This window comes from Paucibacter sp. TC2R-5 (assembly GCF_025717605.1).
Taxonomy (GTDB): Bacteria; Pseudomonadota; Gammaproteobacteria; order Burkholderiales; family Burkholderiaceae_C; genus Paucibacter_A; species Paucibacter_A albus.
Window position 1 is genome coordinate 259,925 of sequence record NZ_JAJIRQ010000005.1, and the last position, 16,925, is coordinate 276,849.

Sequence of the window (16,925 nt, forward strand, 5' to 3'; positions counted from 1 at the left end):
CTCAAACGTTGAGTCACCGGTGGAGCGCCTCGTCTGCTGCCCGGGTGCTCTATTTCTTTGCGAGGGAGGCGTGCCTTTTAGCCGCGCCGGCAGGCCACTAACAGCGAACTAACAGCCAACTAACAGCCCATACAATCGGCTTCTAGCAGCGGGCAAACAGTCAGCTTCCACTGCTGCTCATGCCGCTGCGCGGGGAGATCTATACGATGGTGTCGAAAGCTCTAGGCTTGTTGAAGTGGAGTGTGGTGATCGCTCTGGTGGGCGGTATCACGCTGCTGGCGGTGCGCGCTTTTGATGCGCAGCGCGGGCCTGATCTGGAGCTTTGGCATACCTTTGTGCCGCATGAGTTGTCGGCGGCCGAGTTGGATAAGGCCGATTGGAAGCAGTTCCTGGCGGCGGAGGCGCAGGCCTTTGCCGAGGTGCGCAGCGAGGTGACCGACAAGCTTGGCCCTGAGGCTCGTATCGAGAGCAATCGCTATGACGCCAACAGCCCTATCTACCCCGGCAAATTCGCCACCGACTGGAATCGCTCCTATGTGATGCAGCCCGAAGGCAAACCGGTCGGCGCGGTGGTGTTGCTGCATGGCCTGACTGACTCGCCTTACAGCTTGCGGCATATCGCGCGGCGCTACCAGGAGGCGGGCTTTGTTGCGGTGGCCGCGCGCATGCCCGGGCATGGCACGGTGCCGGGTGGCTTGACCACGGTTGAGTGGGAGCAGTGGACGGCGGCAACGCGGCTGTCAGTGCGCGAGGCGCAGCGCCTGGCGGGGCCGGGTGCACCCTTGCACGTGATCGGTTTTTCCAACGGCGGCGCTTTGGCGATGAAGTATGCGCTGGAGGCGCTGGGCGACAAGTCGCTGGCGCGGCCCGACCGCATCGTGCTGATCGCGCCGATGATTGGCATCACCGCGATGGCGCGCTTTGCCGGTGTGATGGGCTGGCCGGCGCTGTTGCCGCGCTTTGCCAAGGCGGCTTGGCTGGGGCTGGTGCCCGAGTTCAACCCCTTCAAGTACAACTCCTTCCCGGTCAATGGCGCGCGCCAGTCTTCGCTGGTGGCCAACCGCTTGCAGCAAGAAATCAATGCCGCAGTGGCCGATGGCAAGATGGCCCATATCGCGCCGGTTCAGACCTTCCAGTCGGTGGTTGATTTCACCGTCAGCACGCGCGCGATTGTGGATGCGCTCTATGTCAATTTGCCGGCCAATGGCAGCGAGCTGGTCTTGTTCGATGTGAACCGCAACACCAAGATCGGTGCATTGATGCGAGCCAATACAGATACCGTGGTGACGCGCCTGTTGCCGGCCGCACCGCGCAAGTTCAGGGCCACCATCATCACCAACGAGAGTCCCCGCCATGCCGAGGTGGTGGAGCGCGTCACCGAGGCTGGCGCCACGACTGAGCAAGTTCGACCCTTGGGCCTGCTCTATCCGCGCCAAGTCTTCTCGCTCTCGCATCTGGCGCTGACCTTCCCGATGAACGATTCGCTTTACGGGTTACAGCCCGACGAGCCCGAGGAATATGGCGTCAACCTGGGCTCGATGGCGACGCGCGGTGAGCGCGGCACCTTGATCGTCAGCTTGGATTCGCTGTCACGGATGTCGGCCAACCCCTTCTTCCCCTATCTGATCGAGCGGATCGCGGAGGGGTTCAAGGGTTTGCCGGCCGCGAAATAGGCTCAGTCAGGGCGCCTTGGCGCTGCTTTGCGGCTTGGGCGCCATCGCGACCGCGCTGTCAACCCAGCCGCCGCCCATGGCGCCATAGACATTGACGATTTGTGCGTAGCGGGCGGCTTGCAGGCCGACCGAGGCGAGCTCTGCCGCGAACAACTCGTTCTCGGCCACGAGCACCTCCAGATAACCCGTTACGCCCTTGTCAAAACGAAGGTTGGAGAGGCGCGCGAACTCGCGCAGGGCCACCACCCGTTCGCGCTGAAGCGCATATTCCTGCTGGCGTTTTTGGCTGCCGCTGAGCGCGTCATTGGTTTCCCGGAAGGCATTCAAGACGGTCTGCTGATAGCCGGCCAGCGCCGCGCGTTGCCCGGCTTCGGCCGAAGCGACCTGGCCTTCTATGGCGCCGAAAGTGAAGATGGGGCCGGTCAGGCTGGCCGCCACTTGGCCGGCGCCGGCTGGGCCGCTGAGCAAGCTGCCGAAGGCGGTGCTGGTGCTGGCCAGGGCGGCGCTGATCGACAGATTCGGGTAGTACAGCGCCCGCGCCGCGCCGATATTGGCATTGGCGGCGATCAGGTTTTGTTCGGCCTGCATGATGTCAGGGCGGCGCTGCAAGAGCGCGCTGGGCAGGTCGGCCGGAATCAGCGGGGCGACCAAAGCATCGATGGGCTTGCCGCGCGCGATCGGCCCGGGGTTGCGGCCGAGCAGGATAGAAATCAGGTTTTCTTGCGCGCTGATGGCTTGCTCGAAGTTCGGAACGGCGGCGCGCGCTTGTTGCACTTGTGAGCGGATCTGCGTGACCTCGGTCATTGCCACGATGCCGGCCTTGTAGCGCAGCTCAAACACCCTCAGCGTGGCCTCGAAGTTGCGCAAGCTGGCCTGGGCAATCTCCAACTGGCGGTCCAAGGCGCGCAGGGCGATATAACTCGCCGCGACCCCGGACACCAAAGACAGCACCACGCCGCGCTGGCCTTGCTCACTGGCATAAACCTGCGCTTGAGCAGCTTCATTGAGGCGCCTCACGCGGCCGAACAGATCGGTCTGCCAGGCCGCGCCGAGCGACATCTTGTAGAGCGAGAAATAACGGTCCGCACCGGCGGGTAGCGGCGGCATCGCGACGGTGCTGGCGTAGTTGCGGGCGGCGTCACCGCCATAGCCGATTTGCGGGTAGAGCTGCGAGCCGGTGGCTGTCAGCGCACCCATGAACTGATCAACCCGCGCAGCGGCGACGCGCAGGTCGCGGTTATCGCGCAGCGCGGTTTCCACCAACTCGTTCAGTACCGGGTCGCCGAATTGCTCCCACCAATTGAGGTTGGCCACATCGGCTGCCTTGGGGTAGTCGATGCGCCATGCGGCGGGCGCTTCCACCGTGGGTCGCACATAGTTGGGGCCGACCACGCAACCGGTAAGGCCGGCGGCCAGCAAGGCGGTGAACAAAGGCAGTTTCATTTTTCTCATTTCCTTCGAGGGATCTTGTCGCCAGAGGCAAAAGCAAAAGCAGAGGCTGCCGCCGAATTCAAGCGGGGCGTCAGGGCTTGGTTCACCGCAGCACCTCGCGGATCATCAGCCAGCCAAACAGGCCAGCCAGGCTCAGCATCGCCAGGCTGGCGGTGGCCCAGCGGCGCAGCCAGGCATCCAGGTTTTCAAAGCCTTTGCCCAGGCTGCTGAACACCGCGCCGGGGGCAAAGCCCCAGGCCAGCAGTGCACCTACCGCCAACACCAGCAAGGTATTGCCCAGTTCTTTGAGCGCGAGCGGGTTTTTGATCAAATCCGGCGACAAGTTGCTAGCGGGCGAGCCGACCAGGGCCAAGCCGGCCAGCAAAAGCGAGCACAAGGCCAAGGACAGCGCCGCCAATTCGGACAGGCGCGACACTTGCTTCACGAGGACCAAGGGTGTGGCCGGGCGGCGCAGGGCACGACTCAAGATCAAGACCACATAGCCGGCGGTGAACATCGCCCCGCATTGCAGTACCGCCGTCCACCACCATTGGCCAGAGGCGTCGGCTGCGTCCAGCAACAGCTTCTTGGCCAGATAGGCGCCGCTGGGCACCACGCCCATCAAGGCCAGTCCCGAGATCGCGAAGGTCAGGACGGTCAGGGGCAAGGCGCGGGCCAGGCCGGCCAGATCGTTGATGCGGTCATGGCCGAGCGCGGCGTAGATCAAACCAGCCGCCATGAACATGCCGGCTTTGGCGGTGGCGTGCGAGATCGCTTGCAAGAGCCCGCCGGTGAGCACCGCGCCATGCACCAGCATGCCGGTGGCCGCGTCGAAAGCGAGTGGGAACATCAGGAACAAGTAGCCGATCTGTGCGATGGTGGAATAGGCGACCAGCAGCTTCAGCCTTTGCTGGCGCAGCGCGACCACGCTGCCGACGACGATGGCCGACGCGCCCAGGGCGGCCAAGACTTGGGCAGAGGGCAGGGTGATGACCGCCGGCATCACGTCAAACCACAGGCGCACGACCAGGAACCAGGAGCCCTTGATGACCAGGGCCGACAGCATGGCGCTGGCAGCGGCCGGGGCGCCGGCATGCGCAGGCGGCAGCCAGATATGCAGCGGGAACAGCGCGGTCTTGGCCAAGAGGCCAACCGTCATCAGGGCGGCTGCGGCCCAGGCAATCGGCTCCGGCCTAACCGTCTGACCCAGCAGCGTGATGTCGAGCGTGCCGTAGCCGCCGTAGATCAGCACCGCGCCCAAGAGATACAGCACCGAGCCGGCCAGCGCGAAGAGCAAATAGCGCAGCGCGGCGCGCAGCGTCTCGGCCTTGCCGTCCAGGCAGACCAGCGGCACGCCGGCAAAGGTCAGCAACTCCAGCGCGACATAAAGCGTGAACAGATCGCCGCTGACGAAGACCAGATTGAGCGAGCCCCAGATCGCCATCAAGAGCAGCCAGAAGATCAGCGGCGCGCGCTTCTCAGCGGCCCCCGAGGGCAGGCCGAAGTCCGCCCTCGCATACAGCGCGATGCCGCAGATCACCACGCTAACGGCCAAGATCATGGCGACCGAGATGCCGTCGGCACGCAGCGCAATGCCCAGGGGTGGCGACCAGCCGCCCAGCAGATAGACCAGCGGCGCGCCGCTCTCCAGCCAGCTCAGCAGAATTGCTACCGCGCAGCCCAGGCCCGCGAGCAGGGTCAGTGAGGCCACGCGCTGCGCATGGCGCCCGCCCAGGAGCAGGCCTATCAGCACGCCCGTAAATGGCCCCAACACGGCCAACACCAGCAAGTAGCCTCCCAGCGTCGTCGCCATCAGTTCAACCCGTCCTTGTGTTGGGGCGGCGGCTCATTGGCGAGCGTGACCGAGCCGCTTGCATCGAACAAGCGCAGCAGCAGCGCGACGGCCAGCGCGGTGGCCGCAAAGGCCACGACGATGCCGGTGATCAGCAAGGCCTGCGGGACCGGGTCGCCCCCAAAGCCGGCGCCGGCACCGCGCCGCGCAATCGCCCCGAAGAGCAAGAACACGCCGCTGCCGATGATGTTGAAGGCGAGGATCTTGCGCAGCGGATGCGGGTTGACGATCAGGCCATAAACGCCGATACCGATCAACAGCGCGGCGCAGAGGCCGAACAAAGTGGCCGCATTCATGTCTCATCCCTTTGCGCCGCGCCGAGCAACATCAAGGCCAGGATCAGGGTCAAGGTCGGCATCAGCGCGAACTCGATCACCAGGATCAGCGGCTTGGCCGAGCCGACCGGGTAGGCCAGAAAGGCGCCCGCCGAGACAGCGCCCAACACGCCGACGCCGATGAAGATCAAGGGCCCGGCCACCAAGAGCGCGCGCAGCCAGCGCCGGCTGATCGGCGGCGCATCGGCCAAGCCCGCCATCAAGACCAGCAGCCACATCGCCGCCATCAGCGTGGCGCCCTGGAATTTGCCGCCGGGGTGGTCGGCGCCGATCCAGAAAATATAGGCACCGATCACCAGGCCCAGCGGCGGCAGCAGGCGCGCGGCATAGGCCAGCAGACCGTTGGGCTCGGCGCTTTGCCGCAGACCCGGCCGGCCGCCCCAGTATTCGTCCGGCGTCAAGGACCACACGCCGATCAAGGCGAACAGCAGCACGATCGCTTCTAGCAGCGTGTCCATCGCCCGAAAGCCCAAGAGCACGGCGGTGATGGGGTTGCCGACCTCAGTCGCGCCCATTTTGGCGGCGACCTCGGCCGCCAACGAAGGGGCAGGGTCGGGCAGGGACAGCACGCCCAAAGCCAGCGCAACGGTGAGCCCGATCGAAACAAGCAAGGCGAGCCCGCGCGTAGCGGCCGAGGCGCTTTCCGCCCGGGCAGCAGCCTCGGTGTGGCGCAGGCGCTTGGCCGCGTTGATCAGCAGCGCGCCGGTCAGGCCGCCGCCTATCGCTGCTTCGGTCAGCGCGACATCAATGCCATGCAACTGCACCCACACCAGAGTCAAGAGCAGGCCATAGGCGATGAAGCCGGCCACCGCAGCGAAGGCCCCGCGCGACACGACCGTCCAAACGGCCAAGCCCAGCAGCAGCGCCACCAGCATCAGGTTCAGCACGTCCATCATGGCCGCCGGGCCTCGTCGTTGCTGGCCTCTTTGGCCTCTTTGCCCTCTTTCTTCAGGCTGCGGTGCAGGCCATTAGCGATCAGCTGAGAGACGGTGGCGCTGGACAGCAGCATCAGCAGCCAGATGCAAAAGAGCTTGAGCATGGCCGCGATGCCGTCCACTTGCGGCATCAGCCCCAGGGCGACCAAGCCCAAGCCCAGGTTGTCGGCCTTGGTCAGCGCGTGCAGGCGAGTCAATGAATCGGGGAAACGCAACAAGCCGACGGTGCCGGCGAGAAAGAAGAACAAGCCCGCCGTCACGGCCAGCACGGTGAAAACGTCGAGGGCGGCTCTCATGGCCTATCCTCATGTTGACCAGGCGTTTGATCCTCTTGGGCCGCCGAGGACTGGGCCTTGACGAAGGCAAATCCGGCAAAGGCCGCCAGCAAGGCCAGGGTCAGGGCGACATCCAGGCTTGCGCTCTCGGCGCTGGCCACGCCCAGCAAGAGCAGTGCCGCCACACCGCCGGTGCCCAGCAGTTGCGCGGCCATCAAGCGCTCTGCATCGCCCGGCCCGCGCATCACGCGCAACATGCCCAGTGCCACGGTCAGCACCACAAAGGCGGCGGCGGCCAACAAGAATTCAGCCATGTGCTTGGCCTTCGACAAAGGCGCGCGCCAGCAGACGCTGTTCGGCGCACAGTTGTTCGACCACCGGCTGGTCAGTGTCCAGGCAGTGATAGAGCAGGCCGCCATCGCAATCGGCCACCGGCAGGGTGCCCGGCATCAAGCTGGTGATGGAGGCAAAGGTGTTGCGCGCCAGCCCGGGGGCGAAGCTCATCGGGCATTCCACCAAGCCGGGCTTGAGCGGCATGCTCGGAGCAAAGGCGCGCCGGGCCACATCCCAGCCGCCGCGTACCGATTCCCACAGAAAATGCGGCAGCAGCTGCAGCAGCGCGCCCAAGCGGATGCCGCCGGCGGCCGGCGGCAAGAGATAGATGCTGAGCCAGCTTGCGGCCCCAGCGCTGAGTGCGCCCAGGATCAAATCGGCGGGCTTGGCGCTGGGCAAGAGCAGCAGCCAAAAGCCGTAATAGACCAAGCCGCGAGCCAGCGCGGCGCTTGCTTTGGACGCAGGGGCTGGCGGCGCGAGCTGGTTCATGCGAGCCCAGCCTCCAAGGCTTTGCCCTCGCCGATGGGCTCACTCTTGAGCTGCACCTGGATGCGACTGATGCGGTCAAACAGCCGAGCTTCGGCCAGCATGGGCCACCATTCGTGCAAGAAAATCTCGGCGGGGCGCCACAGCGCCACCCAGCCGCCAATCACCAGACTTTCTTTCAATAAAGTCGCGTAGCCAATATGCTTGAAATGGGTGTAGGCAGCTTCGCCGAGCACCATCATCAAGCCCATAAAAGCCAGACCGATCAGCAGGCTGATGCGCCCGGTGCGCAGCAGTTGGCGCACCTTCTTGCGGGTTGTGACGGCACGCCGGGCAAAGTAGTCGTGAATCGCGCCGCGCAGCATTTGAGCGGCATCTGCATCGCCGGACCGTTGGCCCAGATGCACGAGCAGCGACAGGGTTTGCGCCGGGGGTACTTCGCGGGCCCAGTCCAGGATGTAATCGGCCGCCTTGGGGTCCAGGTCGCGCTTGTGGAAGGGCGCCGGGTCCATGGAATTGAACAGTTGGCGCGTGTCGCCCAGGTAGAGCTCCAGCGTGTTGCCGCCCTGGCCACTGCTGGGCGGCAGGGCTTGGGGCTCAACAGACTTCAAGGCGTCGGCACTCATGGGCTCTCAAGAGGATTACTTCAATGCCGGTTGGCTGGCCGGCGCAGCGACGGCCGACTTTTCTTTGCCGAACACCGCCACATAGACCACCGGCAGCAGCACCAGCGTCAACAGCGTCGCCACCAGCAGCCCGCCCATAATCGCAAAAGCCATCGGACCCCAGAACACGGTCGGCGCGATCGGGATCAGGCCCAGCACGGTTGAAGCCGCCGCCAGCATCATCGGCCGGAAGCGCCCGGTGGCCGAGGCCATCACCGCCTCCAACACGCCCTTGCCCTCGGCCCGGTCGGTCTCGATCTGCACGATCAAAATCACCGCGTTCTTGGCAATCATGCCGATCAAGGCCAGCACGCCGAGGATGGCGACGAAGCCCAGCGGTCGGTTAAAGGCCAGCAGCGCCATCACCACACCGATCAAACCCAGCGGCATGATGGCCACCACCATCGCCAGGCGCCGGAAGCTCACCAGCATGATCATCATGATGAAGAGCATCAGGCCAATCATCAGCGGCACGACCGCAAACACCGATTGGCTGGAGGTCTTGCTTTCTTCATACATGCCGCCGGTCACAACCTGGTACTGCGCGGGCAGTTTGGCCGAGAACTCGGCGATCTTCGGCGCCAGGCTCGTCACCACGTCATCCGGGCTGCCGCCGGGCATCACGTCGGCCCGCACGGTCAGCGTTGGCAGGCGATCGCGGCGCCAGACCAAGGGGAACTCCTGCTCTTCGCTCAGCGTGGCGAACTGGCTCAGCGGCACCATGCGCCCGCTCGGCGTGGGTACCTGCAGCGAGCGCAAGGTGTCGAACGATGCGCGCTCGCTGTCGACGGCGCGGGCCAGCACATTGACCGTGTAGATGTCGTCGCGCACCTGTGTCACTGCGGTGCCGGTGACGGCGGCGTTGAGCACATTGCCAATGGCGGCCGAGCTGATGCCGAGTTGGCGTGCCTGGTCTTGGTTGACCGTCACGTGCAATTGCCGCGCCGGCTCCATCCAGTCGAAGTTGACATGGCGGGTGCGCTGATCGGAGCCGAGGATTTGCGCTAACTCCAAGGACAGGCGGCGTACCTCGTCCTTGTCAGGCCCGGTCAGCCGGTATTGCAGCGGCCAGCCCACCGGCGGGCCCAGCTCCAGCGGCGAGACGCGCGCGATCACCTCGGGGAACTGCTCGGCCAAGACCTTGTCCAGCTTGGTGCGCAGGCGTTCGCGGGCTTCGAGGTCCTTGGTGACGATCACAAACTGGCCAAAGAAGGGGTCGGCCAGCTGCACATTCAGGGTCAGGATGAAACGGATCGCGCCGCGCCCGACATAGCTGCTGTAATGGTCAACGTCCGGGTCGCCTTTCAGCACTTCTTCCAGGCGTTTGACCTGCGTCTCGGTCGCGTAGATCGAAGAGTTCTGACGCAGCGTCATGTCCACGGTCAGCTCGGGCCGATCAGACGCCGGGAAGAATTGTTGCGGCACCAGGCGCAGCAGGAACAGCGAGAGCACGAAGGCGCCTAGCGTCAGGCCTATGGTTACCCACTTCATGCGGATGGCGCCGGCGAGGAAGGCGCTGTAGCCATCCATCAACTTGCTCGGCTTGGCCTCGGCTTCGACAGCTTCCCCCGCTTTAGGCGGCTTCAGCAAGGCCTTGCCAATCAGCGGAGCGAACAGCACCGCCACCAGCCAGGACGCGATCAGCGCGATGCCGACCACCGAGAAAATCGAGAAGGTGTACTCGCCGGCCGAACTTTGCGCAAAACCGATGGGGACAAAGCTGGCGATGGTCACCAGGGTGCCGATCAACATCGGCGCGGCCAAAGTGCGGTAGGCAAAGGTGGCGGCCTGGTCCGGCGTGTCGCCGGCGCCGAGGCGGCGAATCATCGCGTCCACTGTCGTCATCGCGTCGTCCACCAAGAGCGCCAGCGCAATGATCAAGGCGCCGAGCGAGATCCGGTGCAGGTCGATATGCAGGATGCCCATGACGGCGAACACGATCGCCAGCGTGAAGGGAATGGCCAGCGCCACCACAGTGCCTGGCCTCATGCCTAAGCTGACAAAGCTGCAGACCAGGATGATCACAATCGCCTGCCACAGCGAGGTCATGAAGTCGCTGATCGCGACATCGACCGACACGGCCTGGTCGGCCACCAGTGTCGACTCGATGCCATGCGGCAAATTGCTGCTGATCGCAGCCATTTCGGTGCGAATATTCTTGCCCAAGGTCAGGATGTCGCCGGCATCGCGCATCGAGATCGCCAAGCCAATGGCGGGCTTGCCATTGACGCGGAACATCGGCTGCGGTGGGTCGACAAAACCGCGCCTCACCTTGGCAATGTCGCCCAGGCGGAAGATGCGTTCACCGGCGACGATATTGACCGCCTCGATGTCGGCCTCGGAGTCGAAGGCGCCGCTGACTCGCAGGAAGACGCGCTCTTTTTCGGTCTGTATCGTGCCCGAGGGGCGCACCATATTCTGTGCCTGCAAGGTCGCCAGAATGCTGCTGATATTCAGGCGCAGACCGGCCAGTTTTTCGGCCGAGAACTCGATGAAGATCTGCTCGTCTTGTGCGCCCAGTACTTCAATCTTGGAGACATCGGGCACATGCAGCAGGCGCGAGCGGGCGTCCTCGACATGGTCGCGCAGCTCGCGGAAGTTGAAACCATCGGCGGTGAAGGCGTAGATGATGCCGAAGGTGTCGCCGAAGTCGTCGTTAAAGAAGGGACCGGCAGTGCCGGCAGGCAAGGTGTGGCGAATATCGCCGATGTTCTTGCGCACCTGGTACCAGACATCCGCAATTGCGGCCGGTGGCGTTGACTGCTTCAGGTCAACGAAGATGGTCGTTTGCCCGGCCGTCGTGTAGGAGCGAATGCGGTCCAGATGATTGGTCTCTTGCAGCTTGCGCTCCAATCGCTCGGTCAGCTGCTTGAGCGTTTCATCGACGGTGGCACCCGGCCAGCCTGCGCCTATCACCATGGTGCGTATGGTGATGGCCGGGTCTTCGCCGCGCCCCAGGCGCAAGAACGCAAAGGTGCCGGCAATGACGGACACCAGCATGATGAAGATGACCAGCGAGCGCTTGGACAGCGCCCACTCGGAGAGATTCGGCCCGATCACGATTTGGTCTCGAGCAAACGGACCTTCTGGCCCGGACGCAGCGCTTGTACGCCTGCGGTGACGATGATGTCGCCGGCGCTCAAGCCGCTGGCCACCTGGACGGTGCTGGCGTCCGAGCTGCGTACCGTGATCGTGCGCAGCGACACCGTGTTGGCTTTGGGCTCGACCACCCAGACGGCGGTTTTGCCTTCGGCGCGCACCAAGGCGGCCGATGGAATCTGCACGCCCGCGACTGCGTCGAGCTGAATGCGGCCGGTGACGGTGCTGCCCAGGCGCATGGCTGCCGGCGGGTCAATCAAACGCACGCGCACGGCGAAGGTGCCGGTGACGGCGTCGGCGCGCGGTGCCACTTCGCGCACCTTGCCATTGGCGGTGATCTTGGGGTCATTGCTCATGCTGACCGTGATCTGCGGGCTCTTGGGCATCACGTCCTTGGTCTGGCCGGGCACGTCGAAGACCGCGTCGCGCGCACCCTCGCGCGCGACCTGGATGATCATGCGGCCTGCCGAAACGATCTCGCCCGGCTGCGGCCCACGCGCGGTCACCACGCCGGATACGTCGGACACCAGGCGGGTATAGCTGAGGCGGTTTTGGGCCAAATTGACCTGTGCTTGCGCGGCTTCAATCTGCGCCTCGGCGGTCTTCAAGAGCGCCTCGGCCTGATCGAACTGTGCGCGCGAGACGGCGCTTTCGGCGACCAGATCGCGCATGCGCACATGGTTGTTGCGGGCCTCGACCAGTTGCGCGCGTGCGGCCGCTTGCTGGGCGCGTGCCGCTTGCAGGCCGCTCTCTTCGTTTTGCGGGTCCAGGCGCGCAATCAGCTGACCGGGGCGAACGCTGTCGCCGATGTCCACGGTGCGCTCGATCATGCGGCCGTCGACGCGGAAGGATTGGTTGATCTCGGTCTGCGCCTGCACCGTGCCGGTGAAGGCCACCGTGCCGCTGCTTGCCAACTTGTCTATCGTCATCACGCGGGCCGGGCGGATCTCGGGCGGCGGCGCTTCGGTCGTGCGATTGCAGGCGCTCAGGGCGGCCAGCGCAATCAGGGACATCAGGGCGGTGCCAACCCTGAGCGAAGGGCGGCGCGGGGCACGCAGAGTGATGAAGTTATCAGACACGAGGCGGTTCCGATCAAGGCTGCGGTTAGTTTGCACGCCGCATGGCGACAAATAAGGAATTACTCAATGGACCAAGGATCCAGGGCTCAAAAAGCCAGGCGGATTGTAGGCAGGCTTTGTGACGGCCTCTTGGCCCCAAAGTGGTGCCGGCGAGGCCTCAAGAAACAGTAGCGCCCGCTGCCCGCCGCCCCCAGTCTTGGCGAGCGGTGAGTGGCGGGCGTCGTGTGTCGGGTCGGTTTAGAAATCGACCGCGTCGCGCACGATTGGGCAGGTCATGCAATGGCCGCCGCCACGTCCGCGGCCGAGTTCGGCGCCGACGATGGTGATGACTTCAATGCCTTCTTTGCGCAGCGCCGTGTTGGTATAGGTGTTTCGGTCATAGGCATAGACGACGCCGGGGGCAGCGCAGACCAAGTTGGCGCCGCTGTCCCACTGCGTACGCTCGCGCTGGTAGTCGGTGCCGCCGGCCTCGACCACGCGCAGCTTCTTCAGGCCCAGAGATTCGGCCACCACGTCCACAAAAGGCTTGTTCTCCGCGTGCAGCTCGATGCCGCTTGGGTGATCGCTTGGGCGATAGGAGAAGGTGCGGGTCTGGTTCATGAAGTCCGGCGCCACCAGCACGCAGTCGCGGTCGGCGAAGGTAAACACCGTGTCCAGGTGCATGGCGGCACGAATCTTGGGCATCGCCGCCACGATCACGCGCTCGGCCGCACCCTTCTTGAACAAGGTCGCGGCGAGTTGGCTGATGGCCTGGCGCGAGGTGCGCTCGCTCATGCCGATCAAGACATTGCCCTTGCCGATAGGCATCACGTCGCCGCCTTCCAGCGTGGCCAGCCCGTGGTCTTCGGTCGGATCGCCCCACCAGACATTCACCTTGCCGCCAAAGTCGGGGTGGAATTTGTAGATCGCCGTGGTGAGGATGGTTTCCTCATGGCGAGCCGGCCAGTACAGCGGGTTGAGCGTCACGCCGCCGTAGATCCAGCAGGTTGTGTCCCGTGTGTACAGGGTGTTAGGCAAGGGCGCCAACAGGTACTCGGTGACGCCGGCCGCATCGCGCACGACCGAGAAGGCCGCGCCGCCCACCGACTCGGGGAACTCGTTCGTCGACAGGCCGCCAATCAGGGTCTCGGCCAGCGTGCGGTTGTCCAGGCCTTCCAGGTAGCCGCGCAACTCGTTGACAAAGCCCAGGCCGATCTGGTTGGGCACGACCTGGTTGTCCAGAATCCACTTCTTGCCTTCGGGCACGGCCAGGGTCTCGGCCAGCAGATTGTGCATTTCCAGCACTTCGATGCCGCGGTCGCGCATCTTGCTGACGAAGTCGAAGTGGTCGCGCTTGGCGTTCTCCACCCACAGCACGTCGTCGAACAAAAGGGAATCGCAATTGGACGGTGTCAGGCGCGCATGTGCGCGGCCTGGCGCACACACCATTACCTTGCGCAGTTGGCCGACTTCCGAATGGACGCCGAACTTCACTTCACTTGCAGTTGTCATGATGATCTCCGTTGGTAATTAGTTAGCTCACTGCTTAAATTGCTACGGCGCCGGTGGCCAGACCGTAAACGCCGTAGATGGCCGCTGCGACGATGACGCCGAAGGTGACCCAATCCGATGTCTTGACGAACACCGGTTTGCCTTGTTCGCGCCGCGCGATGAAGTAGAGCACGGTGCCCGGCGCAAACAACACTGCTGACAGCACGATGAATTTCAGGCCGCCGGCGTAAATCATGAACAAGGTGTAGAGCACCGCCAGGGTGGACAGAATCAAGTCGCGCTGGCGCTCCTCCGGCCGCACCTGATAGGTCTCGCCCCGCTTGGCGATCATCAAGCCGTAGGCGGCCACGAACAGGTAGGGGATCAGCGTCGTCGCGCTGGTCAGGTTGAGCATCAGCGAGAAGGCGTCACGTGACCAGTAGGTGGTGATCACGATCAGCTGGATCACGCCGCTGGTGACCCACAGCGCCGTCACCGGCACATTATTGGCATTGACCTTGGCGAAGGCCTTGGGCATGTCTTTGGACTTGCCTGCCGCGAACATCACCTCGGCGCAGATCAAGGCCCAGGCCAGGTAGGCGCCCAGCACCGAGACCAGCAGGCCGACGCTGACGAAGATGGCGCCCCAGGGGCCGACCACCGACTCCAGCACGCCCGCCATCGAAGGCTGACGCATGCCGGCGATCTCGGCGCGCTGCATCACCGCATAAGGCAGCAGCGAAACCAAGACCATCAGGCAGGTCACGCTGATGAAGCCCAGAATGGTGGCCTTGCCGACGTCGGCACGGTCCTTGGCAAAGCGCGAATAGACGCTGGCGCCTTCGATGCCGATGAACACAAACACCGTCACCAACATGGTCGCCTTGACCTGATCGAACAAGCCGGTGGTGAGGTCGCCGCCGTACAAGTTGAAGCTGAACAGGTCCATCTTGAAGGAGAAGAACATGATCACGATGAAGATGCCGATCGGGATCACCTTGGCCACCGTGACGATGCTGTTGATGAAGGCCGCTTGCTGCACACCGCGCAGAATCAGGAAGTGAAAAGCCCAGATGCCCATGGAGGCCACGGCGATCGCGACCGCCGTATTGCCGTCACCGAAGATCGGGAAGAAGGCGCCCAGCGTTGACTTGATCAGAACCCAATAAGACACGTTGCCGATGCAACTGCCGATCCAGTAACCGAAGGCTGACAAGAAGCCCGGGTAATCGCCAAAGCCTTCGCGGGCATAGGCATAAACACCGGCGTCGATCTCGGGCTTGCGCTCGGCCAAGGCCTGGAACACGCGGGCCAGCATATACATGCCGGTGCCGGCGATCACCCAAGCGATCAAGGCACCCAGCGGCCCGGTGGCGTTGGCAAAGGTGCGCGGCAGCGAGAAGATGCCCGCGCCCACCATTCCCCCCACCACCATGGCCGTCAAGCCCATGCGTGACATCTTTTGTTCAGCCATGTCTCTCGTCCTTTTTGATATTGATTTGATTCAGGTCAACCCTGCTTCTCGCCAGGGCGTCTTGCTGCAGATCAACTAACGCTCAATCGCAGCGCAGCGCACACCAGCTCGGCGCAGTATCTGCCAGCTTTTCCGCATGAAAGCAGACTTGTGATTCCGGAAATTCATTGTGAGATAACTTTCCAGCTGCGTGCATCTTGGGTTAACCCGGGGTACCCCCTAGAATGAAGTGACTCTTTGCTCATTCACCTATGTCGCCAAGTAATCATCTGATTCATCGTTTGCCTCGACACTTGAAGATGAGCGAGCTGCGCGTGTTCCTGGCCGTGTTCCAGTTGCGCAGTTTTCACAAGGCGGCTGCGGCGGTGCACTTGACGCAGCCGGCGGTGACCAAGTCGATCGCCGGGCTGGAGCAGATGCTGGGCGTCAAGCTGTTCGAGCGTCAGGCCAGTGGGGTCGAGCCGACCGCCTATGGTCTGAGCTTCGCCCCGCGCGCGATGGCCGTTTTTGAAGAGCTGCGCCACGCGGCGCAAGATCTGGCCAGCCTGAGCAGCGGCGCTACCGGCACCTTGCGCATTGGCACAGTGCCCATGCCGGCCATCCCGTTTTTGCCGGTGGCCATCAAGCGCCTGTGCGCGGCGCAGCCCCATAGTGCGGTGACCGTGGTCGAGGCACGCGAGGCCGAATTGCTGGAGCGTCTGCGCAGAGGCGATATTGAGCTGGCGCTGTTGCGGCTTTCGCTGTTCGAGCTCGATGTGGACCTGCAGGCGCAGACGCTTTTCGAAGAGCGCTTGATGGTGATGGCCGGAGCGGATCACCCTTTGGCCAAACGTCAGAGCCTGTGCTGGCCCGAGTTGCTGGAGCAGCGCTGGGTGTTGCCGCCGCCGGACTGTGTCTTCTATGAGTTCGTGCTTCGCAGCCTGGCTGAGCAGGGCTTGGCGATGCCACGTGCTGCTGTGGAGGCCTACTCGGTGCCGGTGCAGGTCGGCCTGGCTCAGCATGGCGGCATGCTGTCCTTCGGCATGCGCTCGCGCTTCGAGTTTGGCGACAAGCGTTACCGCTTGTCACGTCTGGCCATCAACCTTCATTGCGCCGAGAAGCCCGTGGCCGCAGTATGGATAAGGGCACGTGAGTTGAGCCCGCTGGCGCAACAGCTGCTAGAGCATGTGCAGGCGCAATGCGATGCTGCACAAACGGTCTATCCCTGAGTCGAGTTTGGGCTAACCTTGAATCGGTGAGGACTGGTTTTTTGTCCCCGCCGACATTGCGCGCGTGTAGACTGCGCGCCGAACTGCTGTGTTATCGCTGATATGCCAAGCGCTGCGCCCATTTGAGCGACAGCGCTGGTGGCGATGCCTATTTTTCGTAAAACCATTTGAGGGACTGCTATGAGCAATTTTTGGGACTCGATCCTGCTGATGATTTCGGCCTTTGTGTTTGTGGCCTATCTGATCATCATGTTCCAGATCGTCGTGGACCTGTTCCGCGATGACGAGATGGGCGGCGGCTCCAAGGTCTTGTGGATCATCGGCTTGATCTTCGTACCGATGTTGACGGCCATCATCTACATCGTCGCTCGTGGCAAGGGAATGTCGACTCGGCAGCATGCCAGCATCAAGCGCGCCCAGTCCGAGACCGAGGCCTATATCAAGGGCGTGGCGGGCAAGTCGCCGGCGGCCGATATTGCCGAGGCCAAGGCCTTGCTCGACGCCGGCACCATCAGCGCCGACGAGTTCGCCAAGCTCAAGGCCAAAGCACTGGCTTGATGTCTGGCTGCTGAACAAGGCCCTGCTGACTTCCGGTCTGCAGGGCTTTTTT

The 16,925-nt window shown here is 63.7% G+C and carries 15 protein-coding genes; 3 read left to right on the top strand and 12 right to left on the bottom strand.

Going from position 1 to position 16,925, the window contains the following annotated elements:
* The first annotated feature begins 206 nt into the window (after nucleotides 1-206).
* Nucleotides 207-1,673: an alpha/beta hydrolase gene (locus LNV08_RS13810; protein WP_263534297.1), complete on the top strand. Its 1,467-nt coding sequence runs from the start codon at nucleotides 207-209 to the stop codon at nucleotides 1,671-1,673.
* A gap of 6 nt (nucleotides 1,674-1,679) precedes the next feature.
* Here the strand turns inward: LNV08_RS13810 and LNV08_RS13815 are convergent, their stop codons facing one another.
* The 12 genes from LNV08_RS13815 to LNV08_RS13870 form a co-directional block, all read right to left on the bottom strand.
* Complete coding sequence (locus tag LNV08_RS13815; protein WP_263534298.1) at nucleotides 1,680-3,116, bottom strand: efflux transporter outer membrane subunit; 1,437 nt, start codon at nucleotides 3,114-3,116, stop codon at nucleotides 1,680-1,682.
* 91 nt (nucleotides 3,117-3,207) lie between these two features.
* Complete coding sequence (locus LNV08_RS13820) at nucleotides 3,208-4,917, bottom strand: complex I subunit 5 family protein (protein WP_263534299.1); 1,710 nt, start codon at nucleotides 4,915-4,917, stop codon at nucleotides 3,208-3,210.
* The gene (locus LNV08_RS13825) at nucleotides 4,917-5,252 is read right to left on the bottom strand and encodes an NADH-quinone oxidoreductase subunit K (protein ID WP_263534300.1); all 336 of its coding nucleotides are present in this window, start codon (nucleotides 5,250-5,252) and stop codon (nucleotides 4,917-4,919) included. The genes LNV08_RS13820 and LNV08_RS13825 overlap by 1 nt, the downstream gene beginning before the upstream one ends.
* Nucleotides 5,249-6,187 (bottom strand): hydrogenase subunit MbhD domain-containing protein, encoded by a 939-nt coding sequence (locus LNV08_RS13830; protein WP_263534301.1) that lies wholly within the window; start codon nucleotides 6,185-6,187, stop codon nucleotides 5,249-5,251. The genes LNV08_RS13825 and LNV08_RS13830 overlap by 4 nt, the downstream gene beginning before the upstream one ends.
* Complete coding sequence (locus LNV08_RS13835) at nucleotides 6,184-6,522, bottom strand: cation:proton antiporter (protein WP_263534302.1); 339 nt, start codon at nucleotides 6,520-6,522, stop codon at nucleotides 6,184-6,186. The genes LNV08_RS13830 and LNV08_RS13835 overlap by 4 nt, the downstream gene beginning before the upstream one ends.
* Nucleotides 6,519-6,815, bottom strand: a complete 297-nt coding sequence (locus LNV08_RS13840; protein ID WP_263534303.1) for a monovalent cation/H+ antiporter complex subunit F — start codon at nucleotides 6,813-6,815, stop codon at nucleotides 6,519-6,521. The genes LNV08_RS13835 and LNV08_RS13840 overlap by 4 nt, the downstream gene beginning before the upstream one ends.
* Entirely contained in the window at nucleotides 6,808-7,323 is a 516-nt protein-coding gene (locus tag LNV08_RS13845) for a Na+/H+ antiporter subunit E (protein WP_263534304.1), read from the bottom strand. The genes LNV08_RS13840 and LNV08_RS13845 overlap by 8 nt, the downstream gene beginning before the upstream one ends.
* Complete coding sequence (locus LNV08_RS13850) at nucleotides 7,320-7,946, bottom strand: hypothetical protein (protein WP_263534305.1); 627 nt, start codon at nucleotides 7,944-7,946, stop codon at nucleotides 7,320-7,322. Before LNV08_RS13850 ends, LNV08_RS13845 begins: the two co-directional genes overlap by 4 nt.
* Nucleotides 7,947-7,961: 15 nt before the next feature.
* Entirely contained in the window at nucleotides 7,962-11,045 is a 3,084-nt protein-coding gene (locus LNV08_RS13855; protein ID WP_263534306.1) for an efflux RND transporter permease subunit, read from the bottom strand.
* Entirely contained in the window at nucleotides 11,042-12,163 is a 1,122-nt protein-coding gene (locus LNV08_RS13860) for an efflux RND transporter periplasmic adaptor subunit (protein WP_263534307.1), read from the bottom strand. Before LNV08_RS13860 ends, LNV08_RS13855 begins: the two co-directional genes overlap by 4 nt.
* Before the next feature lie 237 nt (nucleotides 12,164-12,400).
* Nucleotides 12,401-13,654 carry an arginine deiminase gene (locus tag LNV08_RS13865; protein WP_263534308.1) on the bottom strand — a complete coding sequence of 418 codons (1,254 nt, stop codon included), beginning with the start codon at nucleotides 13,652-13,654 and terminating at the stop codon, nucleotides 12,401-12,403.
* Between the two features lie 34 nt (nucleotides 13,655-13,688).
* Nucleotides 13,689-15,107, bottom strand: coding sequence for a basic amino acid/polyamine antiporter (locus LNV08_RS13870; RefSeq protein WP_263534309.1), 1,419 nt, complete (start codon nucleotides 15,105-15,107; stop codon nucleotides 13,689-13,691).
* A gap of 299 nt (nucleotides 15,108-15,406) precedes the next feature.
* On the opposite strand from LNV08_RS13870, the gene LNV08_RS13875 reads away from it, so the two are divergent.
* On the top strand, nucleotides 15,407-16,315 hold the full coding sequence (locus LNV08_RS13875) for a LysR family transcriptional regulator (RefSeq protein WP_263534310.1): 909 nt from the start codon (nucleotides 15,407-15,409) through the stop codon (nucleotides 16,313-16,315).
* 180 nt (nucleotides 16,316-16,495) lie between these two features.
* The gene (locus LNV08_RS13880) at nucleotides 16,496-16,873 is read left to right on the top strand and encodes an SHOCT domain-containing protein (protein ID WP_263534311.1); all 378 of its coding nucleotides are present in this window, start codon (nucleotides 16,496-16,498) and stop codon (nucleotides 16,871-16,873) included.
* The last annotated feature ends 52 nt before the right edge of the window (nucleotides 16,874-16,925 follow it).

Bases quoted from the DNA above. Each gene is read 5' to 3' on its own strand.
- LNV08_RS13850 (WP_263534305.1), bottom strand. From the start codon at position 7,946: ATGAGTGCCGACGCCTTGAAGTCTGTTGAGCCCCAAGCCCTGCCGCCC.
- LNV08_RS13825 (WP_263534300.1), bottom strand. From the start codon at position 5,252: ATGAATGCGGCCACTTTGTTCGGCCTCTGCGCCGCGCTGTTGATCGGT.
- LNV08_RS13830 (WP_263534301.1), bottom strand. From the start codon at position 6,187: ATGATGGACGTGCTGAACCTGATGCTGGTGGCGCTGCTGCTGGGCTTG.
- LNV08_RS13880 (WP_263534311.1), top strand. From the start codon at position 16,496: ATGAGCAATTTTTGGGACTCGATCCTGCTGATGATTTCGGCCTTTGTG.
- LNV08_RS13810 (WP_263534297.1), top strand. From the start codon at position 207: ATGGTGTCGAAAGCTCTAGGCTTGTTGAAGTGGAGTGTGGTGATCGCT.
- LNV08_RS13845 (WP_263534304.1), bottom strand. From the start codon at position 7,323: ATGAACCAGCTCGCGCCGCCAGCCCCTGCGTCCAAAGCAAGCGCCGCG.
- LNV08_RS13870 (WP_263534309.1), bottom strand. From the start codon at position 15,107: ATGGCTGAACAAAAGATGTCACGCATGGGCTTGACGGCCATGGTGGTG.
- LNV08_RS13820 (WP_263534299.1), bottom strand. From the start codon at position 4,917: ATGGCGACGACGCTGGGAGGCTACTTGCTGGTGTTGGCCGTGTTGGGG.
- LNV08_RS13815 (WP_263534298.1), bottom strand. From the start codon at position 3,116: ATGAAACTGCCTTTGTTCACCGCCTTGCTGGCCGCCGGCCTTACCGGT.
- LNV08_RS13875 (WP_263534310.1), top strand. From the start codon at position 15,407: ATGAGCGAGCTGCGCGTGTTCCTGGCCGTGTTCCAGTTGCGCAGTTTT.
- LNV08_RS13840 (WP_263534303.1), bottom strand. From the start codon at position 6,815: ATGGCTGAATTCTTGTTGGCCGCCGCCGCCTTTGTGGTGCTGACCGTG.
- LNV08_RS13835 (WP_263534302.1), bottom strand. From the start codon at position 6,522: ATGAGAGCCGCCCTCGACGTTTTCACCGTGCTGGCCGTGACGGCGGGC.
- LNV08_RS13865 (WP_263534308.1), bottom strand. From the start codon at position 13,654: ATGACAACTGCAAGTGAAGTGAAGTTCGGCGTCCATTCGGAAGTCGGC.